Below are 14,592 nucleotides of genomic sequence, written 5' to 3'. Positions count from 1 at the left end.
GAATGGAAGCTGTCATTCCGGGGGTCGGAGGAGACGGCGTGAAGGAGATCCGCATAACCTCGGGAGTCCGACGGGGAGGGACGAACACGTGAACGAGGCGAAGGGCCATATATGCCCGCAGTGCGGGGCGCCCCGGGCGACCGACGGCTCCCCGTCCTGCACCTGCACCCAACGGGCGTCCGACGCGCTGCGTGCCGCGCGCACGGCGGAGGCGGCAGCGGCGGAGGACTTCGACCCGCTGCGGATCAGACCGTATGTGGAACTGGACGCCAACGCGCACCAGCAGACGCCCCCGCAGGCACCCGTACCGCCCGAGGGCCAGACGCGACAGCTGCCGGCGGTCGAGCAGACGATGCCACTGCGCGCGGTACCGCCGACGGCCCCGGCTCCGCCCCCGGACATGACCGACCTGAACCTCTTCGAGGGCGCCGGGGACACCCCGGAACCGCCCACGGACGCCGACGCCGACTCCGACCCCGGCGCCCACCGCCCGCGCCGTCGCCGCCGTACCGTGCTCCTCGCCGCCGCGGGAGCCGTCGTGACCGTGGTGGCGGCGGCCGGTTTCGCGAGCGGCATGTTCTCGTACGAGACGCCGTCGCGGGACGAGGCGGCACCCCAGGACGTACGGGGGAGCGTCCCGACCGCATCGAAGAGCGCGGCACCGGCGACACCGTCCACGAGCGCCTCTACGTCCGTGCAGCCGACGTCGGCGTCTCCGTCCCCGACGCTCAGCGCGAGCCCGTCCGCGTCGGCGACGAGCAGCCCGTCCGCCTCGCCGTCACGGTCCGCGGCGTCCAGCCCGACCCCGACGACCAGCGCCACGGCGTCGGACGCGTCCGCCACCGACCGTCAGGCCGGCGGCAGCACCACCGCCCCGGTCCTGCAACGCGGCGACGAGGGCCCCGAGGTCACCGAACTCCAGCTCCGCCTGACCCAGTTGAACCTCTACACCGGCCCGGACAACGGCGTCTTCGACAAGCAGGTGCAGTCCTCGGTACGCACCTACCAGCTGGCCCGCGGCATCCAGTCCGACACGCTGGGGGTGTACGGGGCGGCGACGCGGGCGAAGCTGGAGTCGGAGACGTCGGAGCCGTAGCTCCGATCCCTCGCCCGCAGACGCCCAGGCGTCCTCCCTACCCCACGGACAGTCGGATCTCCCCGCCCGCACCCTCCACCCGCACCGCACGCAGATCCCGCACCAGCACATCCGGCCGGTGATACGCGGCCTGCGGCCCGACCCCCACCACGCGCATCCCCGCGGCGCGCCCGGCCGTGATCCCCGCACCGGAGTCCTCGAAGACGACACAGTCCGCGGGGGCGATGCCCAGTTCGGCGGCGCCCTTGAGGAAGCCCTCGGGGTCGGGCTTGCTGGCGCCGACCGATTCCGCGGTGATCCGGACGTCGGGCAGTTCCAGCCCGGCCGCGCCCATCCGCGCCGTGGAGAGCGCGACGTCCGCCGATGTCACCAGCGCGTGCGGCAGCCCCCGCAGCGAGGCGAGGAACTCCGGTGCGCCCGGGATCGGGACGACGCCCTCGACGTCGGCGGTCTCCTCGGCGAGCATGCGGGCGTTCTCGGCGTGGTTCTGCTCCATGGGCCGGCCGGGCAGCAGCAGCGCCATGGAGGCGTAGCCCTGTCGGCCGTGCACGACCTTCATGACCTCGTCCGCGTTCAGCCCGTGCCGCTCGGACCAGCGCCGCCAGATCCGCTCGACGACGGCGTGCGAGTCGACGAGGGTGCCGTCCATGTCCAGCAGGAGGGCGCGGGCGGTGAGCACGGTGGTGGCCGTCATCGGCAGGCTCCAAGGAACGCGACGGAGAGGGGGTGCGGGTGGCCCCCGGAGGGACAAGGTGGCCCCGTCCGCCGGTCAGGGAAAACGGACGGGAGCCACTTTGTTTCTCTACGGTACAAAACCGGACGGTCATCGCGCCACCACTCCCGGAAACAGTTCACTCACCGTTCAGCTCAAGCAGTCACGGCCTCCCACAGGCTCCACGCCCCCAGCGCCAGCATCAACACTGCCGCGATCCGCGTGATCAACTCCAACGGCACCCGCTTCATCAGCGCCTTCCCGCCCACGATGCCGAGCCCGGCGACCGCCCACAGCGCGAGCACCGCGCCGAGACCGACGGAGAACGGGTCGTCGTAGCGGGCCGCGAGGTTGGCCGTCATGATCTGGGTCAGGTCACCGAACTCGGCGACCAGGATGAGCATGAAACCGGCGCCGGAGACCTTCCAGAAGGACTGGTCCTTGGGCGCCCGGACCTCCTCCTCGTCATCACCCTTCTTGAAGAGAAGCACCGCGGCCCCGCCCAGAAAGAGCACACCGGTGACCGCGTGCACGATCTGCTGCGGCAGCAGCGTCAGCACACTGCCCGCCGCCACCGCCAGCACCACATGCAGCAGGAACGCGGCGGCGACGCCGGCGAAGACGTACGAGGCGCGGTAACGGGTGCCGAGGACGAGTCCGGCGAGCGCGGTCTTGTCGGGGAGTTCGGCCAGGAAGACGACGCCGAAGACGAGCGCCGTCACGCTGATGCTGATCAAGGTTCCTCAATCGGTCGGGGCTGCCCCACCGAGAGTGTTACTGCTGTCCATGGACACCTCGGCACGGCAGCACACAAGAAAACGGTGCACTGCTTGCCGAAGGTCTCGCTGGCCGAACCACAAAGTGGTCGTCCTCCGGGCGCCGGCTCAGACGAGCTGAGCAGTATGTCGACGGTCCGGCGAAGAGCTACTCCCCTTCTGCGCCATTCATAGTACGTGACCGCCAAAGCATTGCCTTGTCATGCCCACGTCACTAACTTCTTACCGAACGCACACCCGGCCGCAACACGGCACCGCAATCATTCCTTCGCTCGCACTCCAACATCCCCCCACCACAAGGGAGTTCGTATGCCGAAGTTCTACGCGCGTCGACGGCTGAGCATACTCGCGGCTCTTACCGGATTCATAGCCTCCGTCGCGCTTTTCAACGGCCCGACCGCCTCCGCCGCCCTCCCCACCCCCGTCAGCGCCGCCACCGCCCGCACCTACCTCGCCTCCCTGACCGTCGCGACCGAGGTCCGGACCGGCTACGACCGTGACCTGTTCCCCACCTGGATCACGATCAGCGGCACCTGCAACACGCGTGAGTACATCCTCAAGCGGGACGGTACGAACGTCGTCACCGACTCCGCCTGCGTCTCCACCAGCGGCAGCTGGTACTCCCCCTACGACGGCGCCACCTGGACCGCCGCCTCGGACGTCGACATCGACCACCTCGTCCCGCTGGCCGAGGCCTGGGACTCCGGCGCCCGCAACTGGACCACCGCACAGCGCCAGGCCTTCGCCAACGACGTGACCCGTCCGCAGCTCCTGGCCGTGACGGACAACGTCAACCAGTCCAAGGGCGACCAGGACCCGGCCACCTGGATGCCGTCGCTCACCTCGTACCGCTGCACGTACGTCCGTGCCTGGGTACAGGTGAAGTACTACTACAACCTGTCGGTCGACACCGCCGAGAAGACCGCGCTGACGAGCTACCTCGCCAGCTGCTGATCTCGAACCCTGGTCACTGACCTCCGTCGTTCCGTACCGTACGGGGCGACGGAGGAGAGTGATCACCCGTGGCCGGACTGCGTCTTGGACCACTGCTTCGCTACGCCGACGGCTCGTCCGCGACCGTATGGGTCGAGGCGAGCCGCCCGTGCACCGCCGAGGTGCGCTGCGCGGACGGGGCCGCCGGCACGGCCCGCACCTTCCAAGTCGCGGGCCACCACTACGCGTTGGTGCCGGTGGAGGGCCTCACGCCCGGCACCTCGACGCCGTACGACGTTCTCCTGGACGGCACGCGGGTGTGGCCGCTGCCCGACTCACCGTTCCCGCCCTCCGCGATCCACACCCCCGATGCCGACGGCACGGTCCGCGTCGCGTTCGGATCCTGCCGGTGGGCCGCGCCGCCCGCCGACGACCACGACCCGGTGGGCCCGGACGCCCTCGACACGCTGGCCTCGCGCATCGCGCGCGACCCGGAGGCCGAACGGCCGGACGTACTCCTCCTGTTGGGCGACCAGGTGTACGCCGACGAGGTCTCCGACGCGACCCGCCGCTGGCTCTCCGCCCGCCGCGACCTCAGCGAGCCGCCCGGGAGCGAGGTCGCGGACTACGAGGAGTACACCCGCCTCTACTACGAGTCCTGGCTCGATCCCGAGATCCGCTGGCTCCTCTCCACCGTGCCGTCGTGCATGATCTTCGACGACCACGACGTCATCGACGACTGGAACACCAGCGCCTCGTGGCTCGCCGACATGCGGGCCACCCCGTGGTGGCGCGAGCGGCTGCTCAGCGGACTGATGTCGTACTGGGTGCACCAGCACCTGGGGAACCTCTCCCCCGCCGAACTCGCCGCCGATCCCCTCTACTTGGCCGTCCGCGACGCCCCCGACGGCACCGACGGACTCCGCGCCTTCGCCTGCAAGGCCGACGCCGACCCGGCTTCCGTCCGCTGGAGCTACCGGCGCGACTTCGGGCGGGTACGGCTGCTGATGGTGGACAGCCGCGCCGCCCGCGTCCTCGACGAACAGCACCGCGCGATGCTCGACCCCGGCGAGGCCGACTGGCTGCGCACCGAGGCGCTCTCCGCCCCCGGTTCCTACGACCACCTCCTCATCGGGACCTCACTGCCCTGGCTGCTGCCGCACCTCATCCACGACGCCGAGTCCTGGGACGCGGCCCTGTGCCGGGGTGAACGGGGCGCCCGCTGGGCCGAGTTCGGCGAGAAGCTGCGCCGGGCCGCCGACCTGGAGCACTGGGCGGCGTTCCCGGACTCCTTCGAGGAGCTGGCGGGGCTGATCGCCGAGGTCGGGTCGGGCGAGGCGGCACCGGCGTCGGTGCTCGTGCTGTCGGGGGACGTGCACCACGCGTACGTGGCGGAGCCCAAGTGGCGTACCGGCGGCCCGACTTCACGCGTCCTCCAGCTGACCTGCTCCCCCGTCCACAACTCCATCCCGGCCTACATACGGGTCGGCTTCCGCTTCGGCTGGAGTGCCGTCGCGCGCGGCCTGGGCCGCCGCTTCACCCGGCACGGCCGCTGCGCCGAGCCCTCGGTCAAGTGGCGGAAGACGGGCGGGCCTTGGTTCGGCAACCAGCTCATGACCCTTACGCTGCGCGGCCGTTCGGCCCGGCTGCGGCTGGAGCAGGCCCGGGCGGACGGGACATTGAGGACCGTCGAGGAGTCCCCACTGACCTCCCACTGACACTCCCGTGACGTCGCTGAGGGCATGATGAGGCGGACCGTCCGCTTCCGGTGGGCGGTCCGCTCCAATGCGCCCCACACGCCCGGGAGTCCCCCCTTTGTCCGCAGTCAACGCGTCTTCGTCCGCAGTGAACGCGTCCGACGACGAGCCTGCATCCGTCTCCGGAATCGTCTCCGTCGCCGTGGTCGGCGCCGGTCCGCGCGGCACCAGCGTCCTGGAACGCCTCTGCGCCTCGGCTCCCGAACTCCTCCCGCCCGGCACCCGGCTCACCGTCCACGTCGTCGACCCGGCGCCCCCGGGCCCGGGCCGCGTCTGGCGCTCCGCGCAGTCCCCCGAGCTGCTGATGAACACCGTGGCCTCCCAGGTCACCCTCTTCACCGACGACAGCGTCGACTGCTCGGGCCCGATCCTCCCCGGCCCGAGCCTGCACGAGTGGGCGCCCGCCGAACTGGGCCCCGACGACTACCCCACCCGCGCCCACTACGGCCGTTATCTGGAGTGGGTGTTCGCCCGCACGGTCCGCGAGGCGCCGGACTCCGTCGAGGTCGCGACGCACCGGGCGAGCGCGATACGGCTCGACGACACACCCGACGGCCACCAGTCCCTCACCCTCGACAACGGCCGTACCCTGTCCGCCCTTTCGGCGGTGGTACTGGCCCAGGGCCACCTCCCGACGCTCGGCAGCGCGACCCAACGGCGCCTCGCCGCCCACGCCTGCCACCACGGTCTGCGCCACCTCCCGCCCGCCAACCCGGCCGACGCCGACCTGTCCGCCGTACAGCCGGGCGAACCAGTGCTGTTGCGCGGCCTCGGTCTCAACTTCTTCGACCACACGGCCCTGTTGACTACGGGCAGGGGCGGCCGTTTCGTCCGCGCGCAGGACGACTCGCTCCGCTATCTGCCCTCGGGCAACGAGCCCCGGCTGTACGCCGGTTCACGCCGAGGCATCCCGTACCAGGCCCGCGGCGACAACGCGAAGGGCCCGCACGGCCGCCACACTGCCCGTGTCCTCACCCCAGAGGTGATATCCGCCTTCCGTAAACGCGCGGACTCGGGCGAGCCGCCCGAATTCCTCGCGGAGATATGGCCATTGGTGGCGAAGGAGGTCGAGACGGTCTACTACACCGCTCTGCTACGACCCTCCCGGCGCCCCGAGTTCGCCGGGCGCTTCCTCGCCGTCCCGCACCGCGATCCCCAAGAGGCCCTGGTACTCGACGAGTTCGGGATACCCGCCGCCGAACGCTGGAGCTGGGACCGGCTGTCCCGCCCGTACCCGGACCGCGCTCTCGCCGACCCCGCGGCCTGGCGGGACTGGCTGCTGGCGTATCTGCGCGAGGACGCCGGGCAGGCCGCGCTCGGCAATGTGGACGGCCCGCTCAAGGCCGCCCTGGACGTGCTGCGCGATCTGCGCAACGAACTCCGGCTGGTCGTCGACCACCGCGGCCTCGCGGGCGACTCGCGCCGCGACCACCTGGACCGCTGGTACACGCCGCTCAACGCGTTCCTGTCCATCGGCCCGCCCCGGCGCCGTATCGAGGAGCTGGCCGCGCTGGTGGCGGCGGGCGTGGTGGAGGTGCTCGGGCCGCGGCTTGAGGTGCGGGAGGCGGACGGCGCCTGGGTGGCGCGCTCCCCCGCGATACCGGGCTCGGCGGTGCGGGTGACCACGCTCGTGGAAGCCCGCCTCCCCGAACCGGACCTGCGCCGCACCGCCGACCCGCTGCTCGGCCGGCTGCTGAAGACGGGCGGGTGCCGGCCGCACACGGTGGACGGCTACGAGACGGGCGGGCTGGACGTGACGGCGCGCCCGTACCGCCTGATAGACCGTCAGGGGCGGCCGCACGCACGGCGGTTCGCGTTCGGGGTGCCCACGGAGGGCGTGCACTGGGTGACCGCGGCGGGCGCCCGGCCGGGCGTGGACTCGGTCACGCTGTCGGACGCCGACGCGGTGGCGCGAGCGGTGCTACGGGCCGCGACGACAGGGCGGACGTCACCGGCCGACGCCCGCCTCCGGTCGTCGTATCCCCAGCTCAGGGAGCCCAGCCGAACGGCACGGTGAAGCAGGCGACACGGACCTTGCTGCCCGGCTTCTCGTGGATCACGACGGAGGACGCCTCGCCCTCCCGGAAGTTCCAGTCGTGCCGGGCGGTGGCCTCACCGGCGCCGTGCTCGTCGGCCGTGAAGTCGAGCCAGACCTCGTTGTCGGCGGTGACGTCGGCCGGGTCGGTGGACGGCTTGTGCTGGAAGTGCCCGCCCGCGGCGGCGGGGTCGGCGCCGCACGGCTTCTGGTGCACATGGACGGCGTACGCGTGCCCCGGCACCATCCCGTCGACCCGCAGCCGTACGGTCGTGGCACCGCCCACCGTCGTCCGCTGGCCGACCTCGATCCACGCGGCGGCGGGGACGAGCTTCGTGTCGTACGTGACCGCCGCCGACGGCACGAGGGCGGCGACCGGCGCGAACCGCGCGTCCGTCCGCATCGAGTAGCCGTCCGGGGAGCCGCTGCTTCCCGCGCCGCCGGTGCCGCTCGCCAGTAGGGCCGCGACGACGGCGCCCGCACATATGCCTGCCACCATGATCTGTACCGTTCCTCACGTTCAGGTGTGTATTGATCCCCTTTACGTTGCTACGGGACGCGAGCCCGCCCCGCCCCTCGGGACGGGGCAGCCGAGTGAACAAGCTGTGCCGATCACACGTGCCCCCCGTGAATCTCCTGTCCCCGCCCAGGCGTACGCTGTATGGCTGTCACTGGCCGCTGCTGCCGCGGTCCACGGGGGAGTTCACGGGGAGATGCGTTGTTCGAGAGTGTGGGGTCGCTGACCGGCAGCCCATGGATCTACGCCATGATCGCCGTGTCCGTCCTCCTTGATGTGTTCCTGCCGGTATTGCCGAGCGGTGTCCTGGTCGTCGCGGCGGCCACGGCGGCGGCAGCGGGCACCGGCGCGGCGGCCGACGCCGTTCCCGTGCCGCACGAGGTCCCCAGCATCCTGGCCCTGATCGCGTCCGCCGCCGCCGCGTCCGTCCTCGGCGACCTGGTGGCGTACCGCCTGGCCTGGCTGGGCGGCGAACGCCTCGACCGCGCCATCTCCCGCTCCCGCCGGCTCACCACCGCGCAGGAACGTCTCGGCCACGCCCTGGCCCGCGGCGGCGGCGCCCTCGTCATCCTGGCCCGCTTCGCCCCCGCCGGCCGCTCGGTGGTCTCCCTCGGCGCGGGCGCCGCCCACCGCCGCGCCCGCGACTTCCTCCCCTGGTCGGCCCTGGCGGGCCTGTCCTGGGCGGCGTACAGCGTGGCGCTCGGCTACTACGGCGCCCAGTGGCTCGGCACGACGTGGCTCGCGACGGGGGTGTCGTTCGCGGCGCTGTTCGGGGCGGGGGCGGGGGCGGCGTATGTCATGCGACGGCAGCCGGGGGCGGCAGAGGCGACTGCCGCGCCGTAGCGGGCCGGGCGCCGGAGCTGTCGCGCCGCAAGGGCCGGGCTCCGTAGGCGACCGCCTTTCAGGGACGCGTGCGTGTGACTTTCAGGGGCGCGGGGCTGTGACATGTGCGGCTCCGCCGCGTGGGCGCGACGAGCCCCCACCGGCCCGCAGCTCGGTCACTCCGCTCCCCGCGAAACCCCCCTCACCTCAAGCCCGGCCAACAGCTCAGCCGTCGCGTCGGCGATAAGACAGACCGCGCGGTCGAAGACCTCGCGATTGTGCGCGGCGGGCGCCCGGAACCCGGAGACCTTGCGCACGTACTGCAACGCGGCGGCGCGAATCTCCTCCTCCGTGGCCTCGTCGGGCAGGGCGGGCGGTCGAAGAGTCTTGATACTGCGGCACATACGTCCAGTCTCGCGCCACGGAAGCGATACCGCCGCCGCTCTCCCGAACACGCCTGCGATGATCTTCCCGAGGCGGCCACCGTCACCGTGCACGGGGCCGACCTGACGAGAGGACGAAGAACATGGCGAACAACGAACTCACCGTGGCCGTACTGGGCCCCGGCGGCGTGGGCGGCCTGCTCGCGGCGCTGCTGTCCCGGGCGGGCCACCGGGTGATCTGCCTGGCCGGAGAAGAAACGGCCAACTCCCTGCGCAGCAACGGAATCCGGGTGCACAGCGCCCCCTTCGGCGACTTCACGGCACCGGTGGAGGCGGACACGGAACTGCGCGAACCGGTGGACGCCTGCCTGATCACGGTCAAGGCGACGGCGCTCGACGCGGCGCTGTCCCGCGTCCCCGCCGCCGCACTGGCCGACGGCCTCCTGGTCCCGTTCCTGAACGGCGTCGAACACCCGGCCCGTCTCCGCGCCCACTACCCGCCCGCCCAGGTCGCCCCCGCGATCATCCGCGTCGAGTCAACTCGCGTCGCCCCAGGGGTGATTGAGCACGGCAGCCCGTTCGCGGAGATCGACGTCACGGGCGATCCGGTCCCCCACGAACGCCTGGAGGCACTCGCAGCCGCACTGCGCGCGGCCGGTCCCACGACCCGTGTCCTGCCCGGCGAGACGGCGGCGCTCTGGGCCAAGATGACGTTCCTGGCACCCCTCGCCCTCCTCACCACCCGCTACGGCCTCCCCTTGGGCGACGTACGCACGCGCCACCGCGAGGAGTTGACGGCCCTGCTGGAGGAGACGGCGGCGGTGAGCCGGTCCTACGGCGGCCCGTCCGACCCGGTGGGCGCGCTGGCCCGCTACGACACGTTCCCGCCGGGCACCAAGTCGTCGATGCAGCGCGACGCCGAGGCGCACCGCCCGCTCGAACTGGACGCGATCGGCGGGGCGTTGCTGCGGGCGGCGGAGCGTCAGGGCATCGCGGTGCCGGTAACGGCGGGACTGGTAAGGGAGTTGGAGAAGCCGCAGACCAACTGACCGGCGGTTCACGCCTCGTCGAGGTCGACCCGCCAGTCGTTCGAGGTGAGCCAGTGCCCCTTGGGGTACTCGAACTCCACCTCGCCGAGCAAAGTGAACCCGGCTCTCCGGCACACCGAGTTGGACGCGGGATGGTCGACGCCCGGAAAGGCGTGCAGGTGCCGGTTCCGCCCCGCTGTCCGTGCCGCTTCGATGACGGCACGGGCGGCGAGGGCGGCCAGCCCACGGCCCTGGAACTCGGGCAGCACCCCCCACCCGGTCTCCCACACCGGCTCACCCCGCCACTCCCGCTCCCAGAACCCGATCGAGCCGACGGTCTCCCCGTTCCCCGCCGTCTCGACCCGGTACATGCACCCCCGCTCCAGCCCGACATAGCGCCGGTGCCGGGCCTCGATCTGCGCCTCGGTCTCGGGACCTCCCAAGTGCTCGGTCATCTCAGGGCTGTTGAGCCGCCCCAACAACCAGAAGTCACCGTCCGCCCACGGCTGGAGCCTCACCTGTTCCACGTCCATGCCGACCACGGTAGGCGGCCCCACTGACATCGCCGGGCCCCTCGGCCGCCGCGGCCGCAGGCACCCGTTCGTATGAAGTCCCGGAAGGAACTCGCGACCCAAATTCGAACAGGCGTAGCATTAGCGCGTGGCAACGACCTATGACTTCCCTAGCGACCTCCTCGCCGGTCAGGAGGAGCTGCATCAGGTCCGGGCAGAGCTGACGACCCTGCTGAAGCGGCTGCCCTGGTCGGTCGAGCCCCTGGACGGGTTCAGCGACACGGGCGGCTGGCGCAAGGTGGAACGCCCCGCCTCCCCCGGCTGGACGCCCGACGAACAGGCCGAGGTGGAGAAGCTCCGGCAGCGCGAGCACGAACTCGCGGTCTTCGTCAGCGGCCACCGCTTCTGGACGGAAGTCACCGCGGCGGAGCGCGTCGAGTCACGGATGAAGCTGAAGCACGCCCACGAGGCGCCACCGGCGGACGAAAAGGCGGACAATGGGTGAGTTGAGCCTCATATCGCCGAAGCAACCGAGAGGCGGCGATCGATCATGGCCGACCACCCGCACGCACTCCTCGTCCGCAAGGGCTACGACGCCTTCGTCCGCGGGGACATGGACACCCTGCGCTCGCTGATGTCCTCGGACGTCACGCACCACGTCCCCGGCAGCCACCCGCTGTCCGGCGACTTCAAGGGCCTGGACGCGGCCATCGACATGTACGGTCAGCTCTTCGCGCAGACGAACGGCACCCTGCGCGTCGAACTGCGCAACGTCCTCGTCGACGGCCGGGGCCACGCGGTCACGCTCCACCGCTTCACGGCCGAGCGCGACGGCAAGCGCATCGACGAAACCGGCGGCATCGTGTTCCGCATCCTCGGCGACAAGATCACGGACCTGGACGAGTGCGTCGAGGACATCGACAAGGCGAACGAGTTCTGGTCCTGACCCCGCCGTCGCCGAACTACGGCTTGCGCAGCGCCCGTTGGGCGAGTGCCAACACCGTCACGGCCCCGACGACTCCCACCGCCCCCACGACCGGCACCCCGCCGAAACGGACCCCGGTGCCGGTCCCCGCTCCGGCCCCGGCCCCGACGCCGACCGCCCGGAAGCCGCGCGTCGCACGCCACGACAGCACCGACCACCGCGACTGCGCGGACAGCACGGACCCCGTGCTGAGCCACGAGCCCGCCGAGACCAACGACAGCGCCGAGCCGATCGACCCGACCGACAGCGAACTGCCGATCGACCCGACGGACAGGGCCGACCCCACGGACCCGATGGACAACACCGACCCCACCGAACCGATCGACAGCACCGAGTCCTTCGACCACAGGGACAACACGGAACCCGAGGACGTGGCGCCAGGTTGAGTCATGAGCCCATCCTGCCCATCGCCCCCGAAATCCGCGAGCGCCTTCCGGCACCTTCCGTAGAATCCCGGGAGTGACCGGAAACGTCGTGCTGTGGGACTTCGACGGAACCCTGGCGTTCAGGGACGGCATGTGGCGCGGCTCCCTGGTGGAGGCGCTGACCGAGGTCGCACCCGATCACGGCGTGACCCGCGCCGATCTGATACCCGGGCTGCAGGACGGATTCCCCTGGCATCGGCCGGACACCGGACACCCCGACCTGAATACCCCGGACGCCTGGTGGGACGCCCTGCTTCCGCTCTTCACGAAGGCCTACGTCGGCGCGGGCATCGCCGCCGAACCGGCCGCCCGCGCCGCGCGGGGCGTGAGGGCGCGCTACACCGACGCGACCCGCTGGACCGTCTTCCCCGACACCGTCGCCGCGCTGGCGGAGTTGTCCGAGGCCGGCTGGCGCCATGTCGTCGTCAGCAACCATGTGCCGGAACTCGACGGCCTGCTCCGGGATCTCGGCCTCGCCGGGCACTTCGCGGCCCTGGTCAACTCCTCGCAGATCGGCTGGGAGAAGCCGAACCGCCGGATCTTCGAGGTGGCGTTGGAGCGGGCCGGACATCCCGAGCGGGTCTGGATGGTCGGCGACAACCCGGTGGCCGACATCGCCGGAGCCCAGGCCCTCGGAATGCCCGGCATCCTCGTCAGCCCGGCGCAGAACGGGCTGCGACCTGCCGTACGGCGCATCCTCACCGACGGCTAGGAGGGCTCGCCGAGCCGCTCCCGCAGCAGCGCCGCGCCGGATTCCGCGAGCCAGTCCGCGAGTGTGCGCAGTCCGGGGTGGACGACACGCAGCACCTCGATGTCGGCGTCCCAGCGTGATCCGGCTGCCCAGCGCTCCCGGACCTCGGCCACCTCGGGGTGCAGTGCGGCGGCTTCGGCGTGGGTGAGCTGCTCGTAGCGCACCGTGACACCGGTGGCCTCGCTGATGGCAGCGACCGCCTCGGCCGGAGTGGGGGCGTCCCCGGCCAGTTCAAGGGTTCGCCCCGCGAACCGGTCCGGCTGGTCGAAGGCCAGCGCGGCGAATTCGGCGATGTCCTCCACCGCGATGATCTGGGCTGGTTCGTCCGGCGGGAAGACGTGCCGGTGCACGCCCTGGACGATGCCGTCGAATCCCATGGGTGTCGATCCGAGATAGTTCGACATGAACCGCACCGGGCGCAGCACGGTCACCGACGGGATCCGCTCCCGCAGATGGTCCTCGACGCGTTTCTTCCCCTCGGAGCCGCCCGGGCGTCCCGGTGTGGACGCGACGCCCGTGAAGACGACGTGCTCGATCCCGGCGGCGACCGCGGCATCGGTCAGTGCCCGGCCCCGGGCGAACTCCCGTTCCACGTCGGCACCGGCCGGTCCGAACACCGCGGGCGGTACGGCGAACAGTGCCGCCGCTCCCTCCAGTGCCACGGGCAGACCCGACGGGTCGTCGAAGTCGCCGAGGACGAGTTCGGCCCCGGCGGTTTCGAGTGCCTTGGCGGCGAGTGTGGTCGCGTCCCGCACGAGTGCGCGCACCGGTCTGCCGGCCGCCAGCAGCCGGCGTGCGGTGGCGCCGCCCTGTTTGCCGGTCGCACCGGTCACGACGACCAAGCGGTCAGTGGTCATGTCGTCCTCCGCCCCGGGATGGTCGGTGGGCAGGGTGGCTCGGGCCCGGGGTCGATGTGGAATGCTGCACCCGGTTGGGTCCGGCGGACAAGGGATTACGTGACATGACGGCAACTCCCAAGGAAGTCGGCCGGGTTGATGCCCGCCGCAACCGGATGAAGGTGCTCGCCGCCGCCTCGCGGGCGTTCGACGAGCACGGTCTCGACATCTCGCTCGGCGCGATCGCACGGCAGGCGGGAGTCGGCGCGGGCACCGTGTACCGGCACTTCCCCAGCAAGGAGTTCCTGCTGGAGGCGGTGCTCGTCCAGCAGATCGACGACCATGTGGACGCCGCTCGACGGTGGGCGGCCCGTACCGACCCGGTCGCGGCGTTCTTCGGATTCCTGCTGAACGTCGTCGAGACCTCCCACGGGCGCAAGCACGCGTGCGACGCCCTGACCGCGGAGACGAGCTGGCCGCGCCCCGGCCTGGTCGCGTCGGCGCGGCGCTTCCGCCAGGCACTCGACGAGCTGCTGCACGCGGCCCAGCGGGCGGGCGGGGTCCGTGCCGACGTCAGCGCGGACGATGTCGCCGCGCTCACCGTCGGCTGCGCCGCGATGTGGGCGGCGCACCGCGACCGGAACGGCGGCACCCGCATGGTGCGGCTGGCGCTGGAGAGCCTGCGGAGTTCCGCGCCCGTCACGGAAGGGCGGGCGTTTCGTGACGCACCCGGCACGCTTCACGTGGTGCCGCGGTGCGAGGAGTGCGGGGCCCGGCTCGACGCCCGGTCCACCGGCCGCCCGGCCCGCTACTGCGGAGCGACCTGCCGACAGCGAGGCCGTCGCCGACGGCTCCGCGAGCGGCCGTAGCAGAAGGAGAAAAGACCAAGGCCCGGATCTCCGGGTTCCTACCGGCTGATCCAGGCCTTGATCGTGTCCTGAGACTGGTGGGCGCGGACGGTTTCGAACCGCCGACATTCGCCTTGTAAGGGCGACGCTCTACCCCTGAGCTACGCGCCCAGGAC

General features: G+C 71.7%; 17 protein-coding genes and 1 tRNA gene. 10 read left to right on the top strand and 8 right to left on the bottom strand.

The genetic code is table 11. The features are described from left to right. Positions 1–88 precede the first annotated feature (88 nt). Positions 89–1,096 carry a peptidoglycan-binding protein gene (locus ACIBJH_RS11860; protein WP_399116690.1) on the top strand — a complete coding sequence of 336 codons (1,008 nt, stop codon included), beginning with the start codon at positions 89–91 and terminating at the stop codon, positions 1,094–1,096. 37 nt (positions 1,097–1,133) lie between these two features. Here ACIBJH_RS11860 and ACIBJH_RS11855 read toward each other — a convergent pair whose 3' ends face one another. Together ACIBJH_RS11855 and ACIBJH_RS11850 are read right to left on the bottom strand one after the other, a co-directional pair. Then, positions 1,134–1,790: an HAD family hydrolase gene (locus tag ACIBJH_RS11855; RefSeq protein ID WP_399116689.1), complete on the bottom strand. Its 657-nt coding sequence runs from the start codon at positions 1,788–1,790 to the stop codon at positions 1,134–1,136. A 173-nt stretch (positions 1,791–1,963) separates the two neighbouring features. Continuing rightward, positions 1,964–2,545, bottom strand: a complete 582-nt coding sequence (locus ACIBJH_RS11850) for a TMEM165/GDT1 family protein (RefSeq protein WP_399116688.1) — start codon at positions 2,543–2,545, stop codon at positions 1,964–1,966. Between the two features lie 348 nt (positions 2,546–2,893). Here ACIBJH_RS11850 and ACIBJH_RS11845 point away from each other — a divergent pair, with 348 nt between their 5' ends. The 3 genes from ACIBJH_RS11845 (at position 2,894) to ACIBJH_RS11835 (ending at position 7,291) form a co-directional block, all read left to right on the top strand. Beyond that, positions 2,894–3,538, top strand: a complete 645-nt coding sequence (locus ACIBJH_RS11845) for an HNH endonuclease family protein (RefSeq protein WP_399116687.1) — start codon at positions 2,894–2,896, stop codon at positions 3,536–3,538. A gap of 68 nt (positions 3,539–3,606) precedes the next feature. Next, positions 3,607–5,235 (top strand): alkaline phosphatase D family protein, encoded by a 1,629-nt coding sequence (locus ACIBJH_RS11840; protein WP_399116686.1) that lies wholly within the window; start codon positions 3,607–3,609, stop codon positions 5,233–5,235. 67 nt (positions 5,236–5,302) lie between these two features. Further along, entirely contained in the window at positions 5,303–7,291 is a 1,989-nt protein-coding gene (locus ACIBJH_RS11835) for an FAD/NAD(P)-binding protein (RefSeq protein ID WP_399116685.1), read from the top strand. On the opposite strand, the gene ACIBJH_RS11830 is transcribed toward ACIBJH_RS11835, so the two are convergent. Further along, entirely contained in the window at positions 7,263–7,808 is a 546-nt protein-coding gene (locus tag ACIBJH_RS11830) for a superoxide dismutase family protein (RefSeq protein WP_399116684.1), read from the bottom strand. The two genes, ACIBJH_RS11835 and ACIBJH_RS11830, sit on opposite strands and share 29 nt — an antisense overlap. Before the next feature lie 219 nt (positions 7,809–8,027). Between ACIBJH_RS11830 and ACIBJH_RS11825 the strand changes: the two genes are divergently transcribed. Next, positions 8,028–8,669 (top strand): DedA family protein, encoded by a 642-nt coding sequence (locus tag ACIBJH_RS11825; protein WP_399116683.1) that lies wholly within the window; start codon positions 8,028–8,030, stop codon positions 8,667–8,669. A 155-nt stretch (positions 8,670–8,824) separates the two neighbouring features. On the opposite strand, the gene ACIBJH_RS11820 is transcribed toward ACIBJH_RS11825, so the two are convergent. Further along, positions 8,825–9,052, bottom strand: a complete 228-nt coding sequence (locus tag ACIBJH_RS11820) for a DUF2277 domain-containing protein (RefSeq protein ID WP_399116682.1) — start codon at positions 9,050–9,052, stop codon at positions 8,825–8,827. 122 nt (positions 9,053–9,174) lie between these two features. Between ACIBJH_RS11820 and ACIBJH_RS11815 the strand changes: the two genes are divergently transcribed. After that, positions 9,175–10,080, top strand: a complete 906-nt coding sequence (locus tag ACIBJH_RS11815) for a ketopantoate reductase family protein (RefSeq protein ID WP_399116681.1) — start codon at positions 9,175–9,177, stop codon at positions 10,078–10,080. Positions 10,081–10,088: 8 nt separating this feature from the next. On the opposite strand, the gene ACIBJH_RS11810 is transcribed toward ACIBJH_RS11815, so the two are convergent. After that, positions 10,089–10,592, bottom strand: a complete 504-nt coding sequence (locus ACIBJH_RS11810; RefSeq protein ID WP_399116680.1) for a GNAT family N-acetyltransferase — start codon at positions 10,590–10,592, stop codon at positions 10,089–10,091. A gap of 127 nt (positions 10,593–10,719) precedes the next feature. Between ACIBJH_RS11810 and ACIBJH_RS11805 the strand changes: the two genes are divergently transcribed. Both ACIBJH_RS11805 and ACIBJH_RS11800 read left to right on the top strand, forming a co-directional pair. Next, positions 10,720–11,076: a hypothetical protein gene (locus ACIBJH_RS11805; protein ID WP_399116679.1), complete on the top strand. Its 357-nt coding sequence runs from the start codon at positions 10,720–10,722 to the stop codon at positions 11,074–11,076. 45 nt (positions 11,077–11,121) lie between these two features. Then, the gene (locus ACIBJH_RS11800) at positions 11,122–11,517 is read left to right on the top strand and encodes a nuclear transport factor 2 family protein (RefSeq protein ID WP_399116678.1); all 396 of its coding nucleotides are present in this window, start codon (positions 11,122–11,124) and stop codon (positions 11,515–11,517) included. A gap of 16 nt (positions 11,518–11,533) precedes the next feature. Here the strand turns inward: ACIBJH_RS11800 and ACIBJH_RS11795 are convergent, their stop codons facing one another. Further along, positions 11,534–11,947, bottom strand: coding sequence for a hypothetical protein (locus ACIBJH_RS11795; RefSeq protein ID WP_399116677.1), 414 nt, complete (start codon positions 11,945–11,947; stop codon positions 11,534–11,536). 68 nt (positions 11,948–12,015) lie between these two features. On the opposite strand from ACIBJH_RS11795, the gene ACIBJH_RS11790 reads away from it, so the two are divergent. After that, complete coding sequence (locus ACIBJH_RS11790; RefSeq protein WP_399116676.1) at positions 12,016–12,693, top strand: HAD family hydrolase; 678 nt, start codon at positions 12,016–12,018, stop codon at positions 12,691–12,693. Here ACIBJH_RS11790 and ACIBJH_RS11785 read toward each other — a convergent pair. Continuing rightward, positions 12,690–13,589 carry an NmrA/HSCARG family protein gene (locus ACIBJH_RS11785; protein WP_399116675.1) on the bottom strand — a complete coding sequence of 300 codons (900 nt, stop codon included), beginning with the start codon at positions 13,587–13,589 and terminating at the stop codon, positions 12,690–12,692. The genes ACIBJH_RS11790 and ACIBJH_RS11785 overlap by 4 nt on opposite strands. 104 nt (positions 13,590–13,693) lie before the next feature. On the opposite strand from ACIBJH_RS11785, the gene ACIBJH_RS11780 reads away from it, so the two are divergent. After that, the gene (locus tag ACIBJH_RS11780) at positions 13,694–14,437 is read left to right on the top strand and encodes a TetR/AcrR family transcriptional regulator (RefSeq protein ID WP_399116674.1); all 744 of its coding nucleotides are present in this window, start codon (positions 13,694–13,696) and stop codon (positions 14,435–14,437) included. Between the two features lie 75 nt (positions 14,438–14,512). On the opposite strand, the gene ACIBJH_RS11775 is transcribed toward ACIBJH_RS11780, so the two are convergent. After that, a tRNA-Val gene (locus ACIBJH_RS11775) sits at positions 14,513–14,587 on the bottom strand. Positions 14,588–14,592 lie beyond the last annotated feature (5 nt).

The organism is Streptomyces sp. NPDC050548 (assembly GCF_044457385.1).
Lineage (GTDB): Bacteria > Actinomycetota > Actinomycetes > Streptomycetales > Streptomycetaceae > Streptomyces.
Note: the sequence above shows the minus strand (reverse complement) of the source record. Positions and strands in the feature narration are given on the sequence as shown.

Coding starts and splice junctions, on each gene's coding strand:
- ACIBJH_RS11855 (WP_399116689.1), bottom strand. CDS start 1,790: ATGACGGCCACCACCGTGCTCACCGCCCGCGCCCTCCTGCTGGACATG.
- ACIBJH_RS11845 (WP_399116687.1), top strand. CDS start 2,894: ATGCCGAAGTTCTACGCGCGTCGACGGCTGAGCATACTCGCGGCTCTT.
- ACIBJH_RS11835 (WP_399116685.1), top strand. CDS start 5,303: ATGCGCCCCACACGCCCGGGAGTCCCCCCTTTGTCCGCAGTCAACGCG.
- ACIBJH_RS11830 (WP_399116684.1), bottom strand. CDS start 7,808: ATGGTGGCAGGCATATGTGCGGGCGCCGTCGTCGCGGCCCTACTGGCG.
- ACIBJH_RS11820 (WP_399116682.1), bottom strand. CDS start 9,052: ATGTGCCGCAGTATCAAGACTCTTCGACCGCCCGCCCTGCCCGACGAG.
- ACIBJH_RS11815 (WP_399116681.1), top strand. CDS start 9,175: ATGGCGAACAACGAACTCACCGTGGCCGTACTGGGCCCCGGCGGCGTG.
- ACIBJH_RS11810 (WP_399116680.1), bottom strand. CDS start 10,592: ATGGACGTGGAACAGGTGAGGCTCCAGCCGTGGGCGGACGGTGACTTC.
- ACIBJH_RS11800 (WP_399116678.1), top strand. CDS start 11,122: ATGGCCGACCACCCGCACGCACTCCTCGTCCGCAAGGGCTACGACGCC.
- ACIBJH_RS11795 (WP_399116677.1), bottom strand. CDS start 11,947: ATGACTCAACCTGGCGCCACGTCCTCGGGTTCCGTGTTGTCCCTGTGG.
- ACIBJH_RS11785 (WP_399116675.1), bottom strand. CDS start 13,589: ATGACCACTGACCGCTTGGTCGTCGTGACCGGTGCGACCGGCAAACAG.
- ACIBJH_RS11780 (WP_399116674.1), top strand. CDS start 13,694: ATGACGGCAACTCCCAAGGAAGTCGGCCGGGTTGATGCCCGCCGCAAC.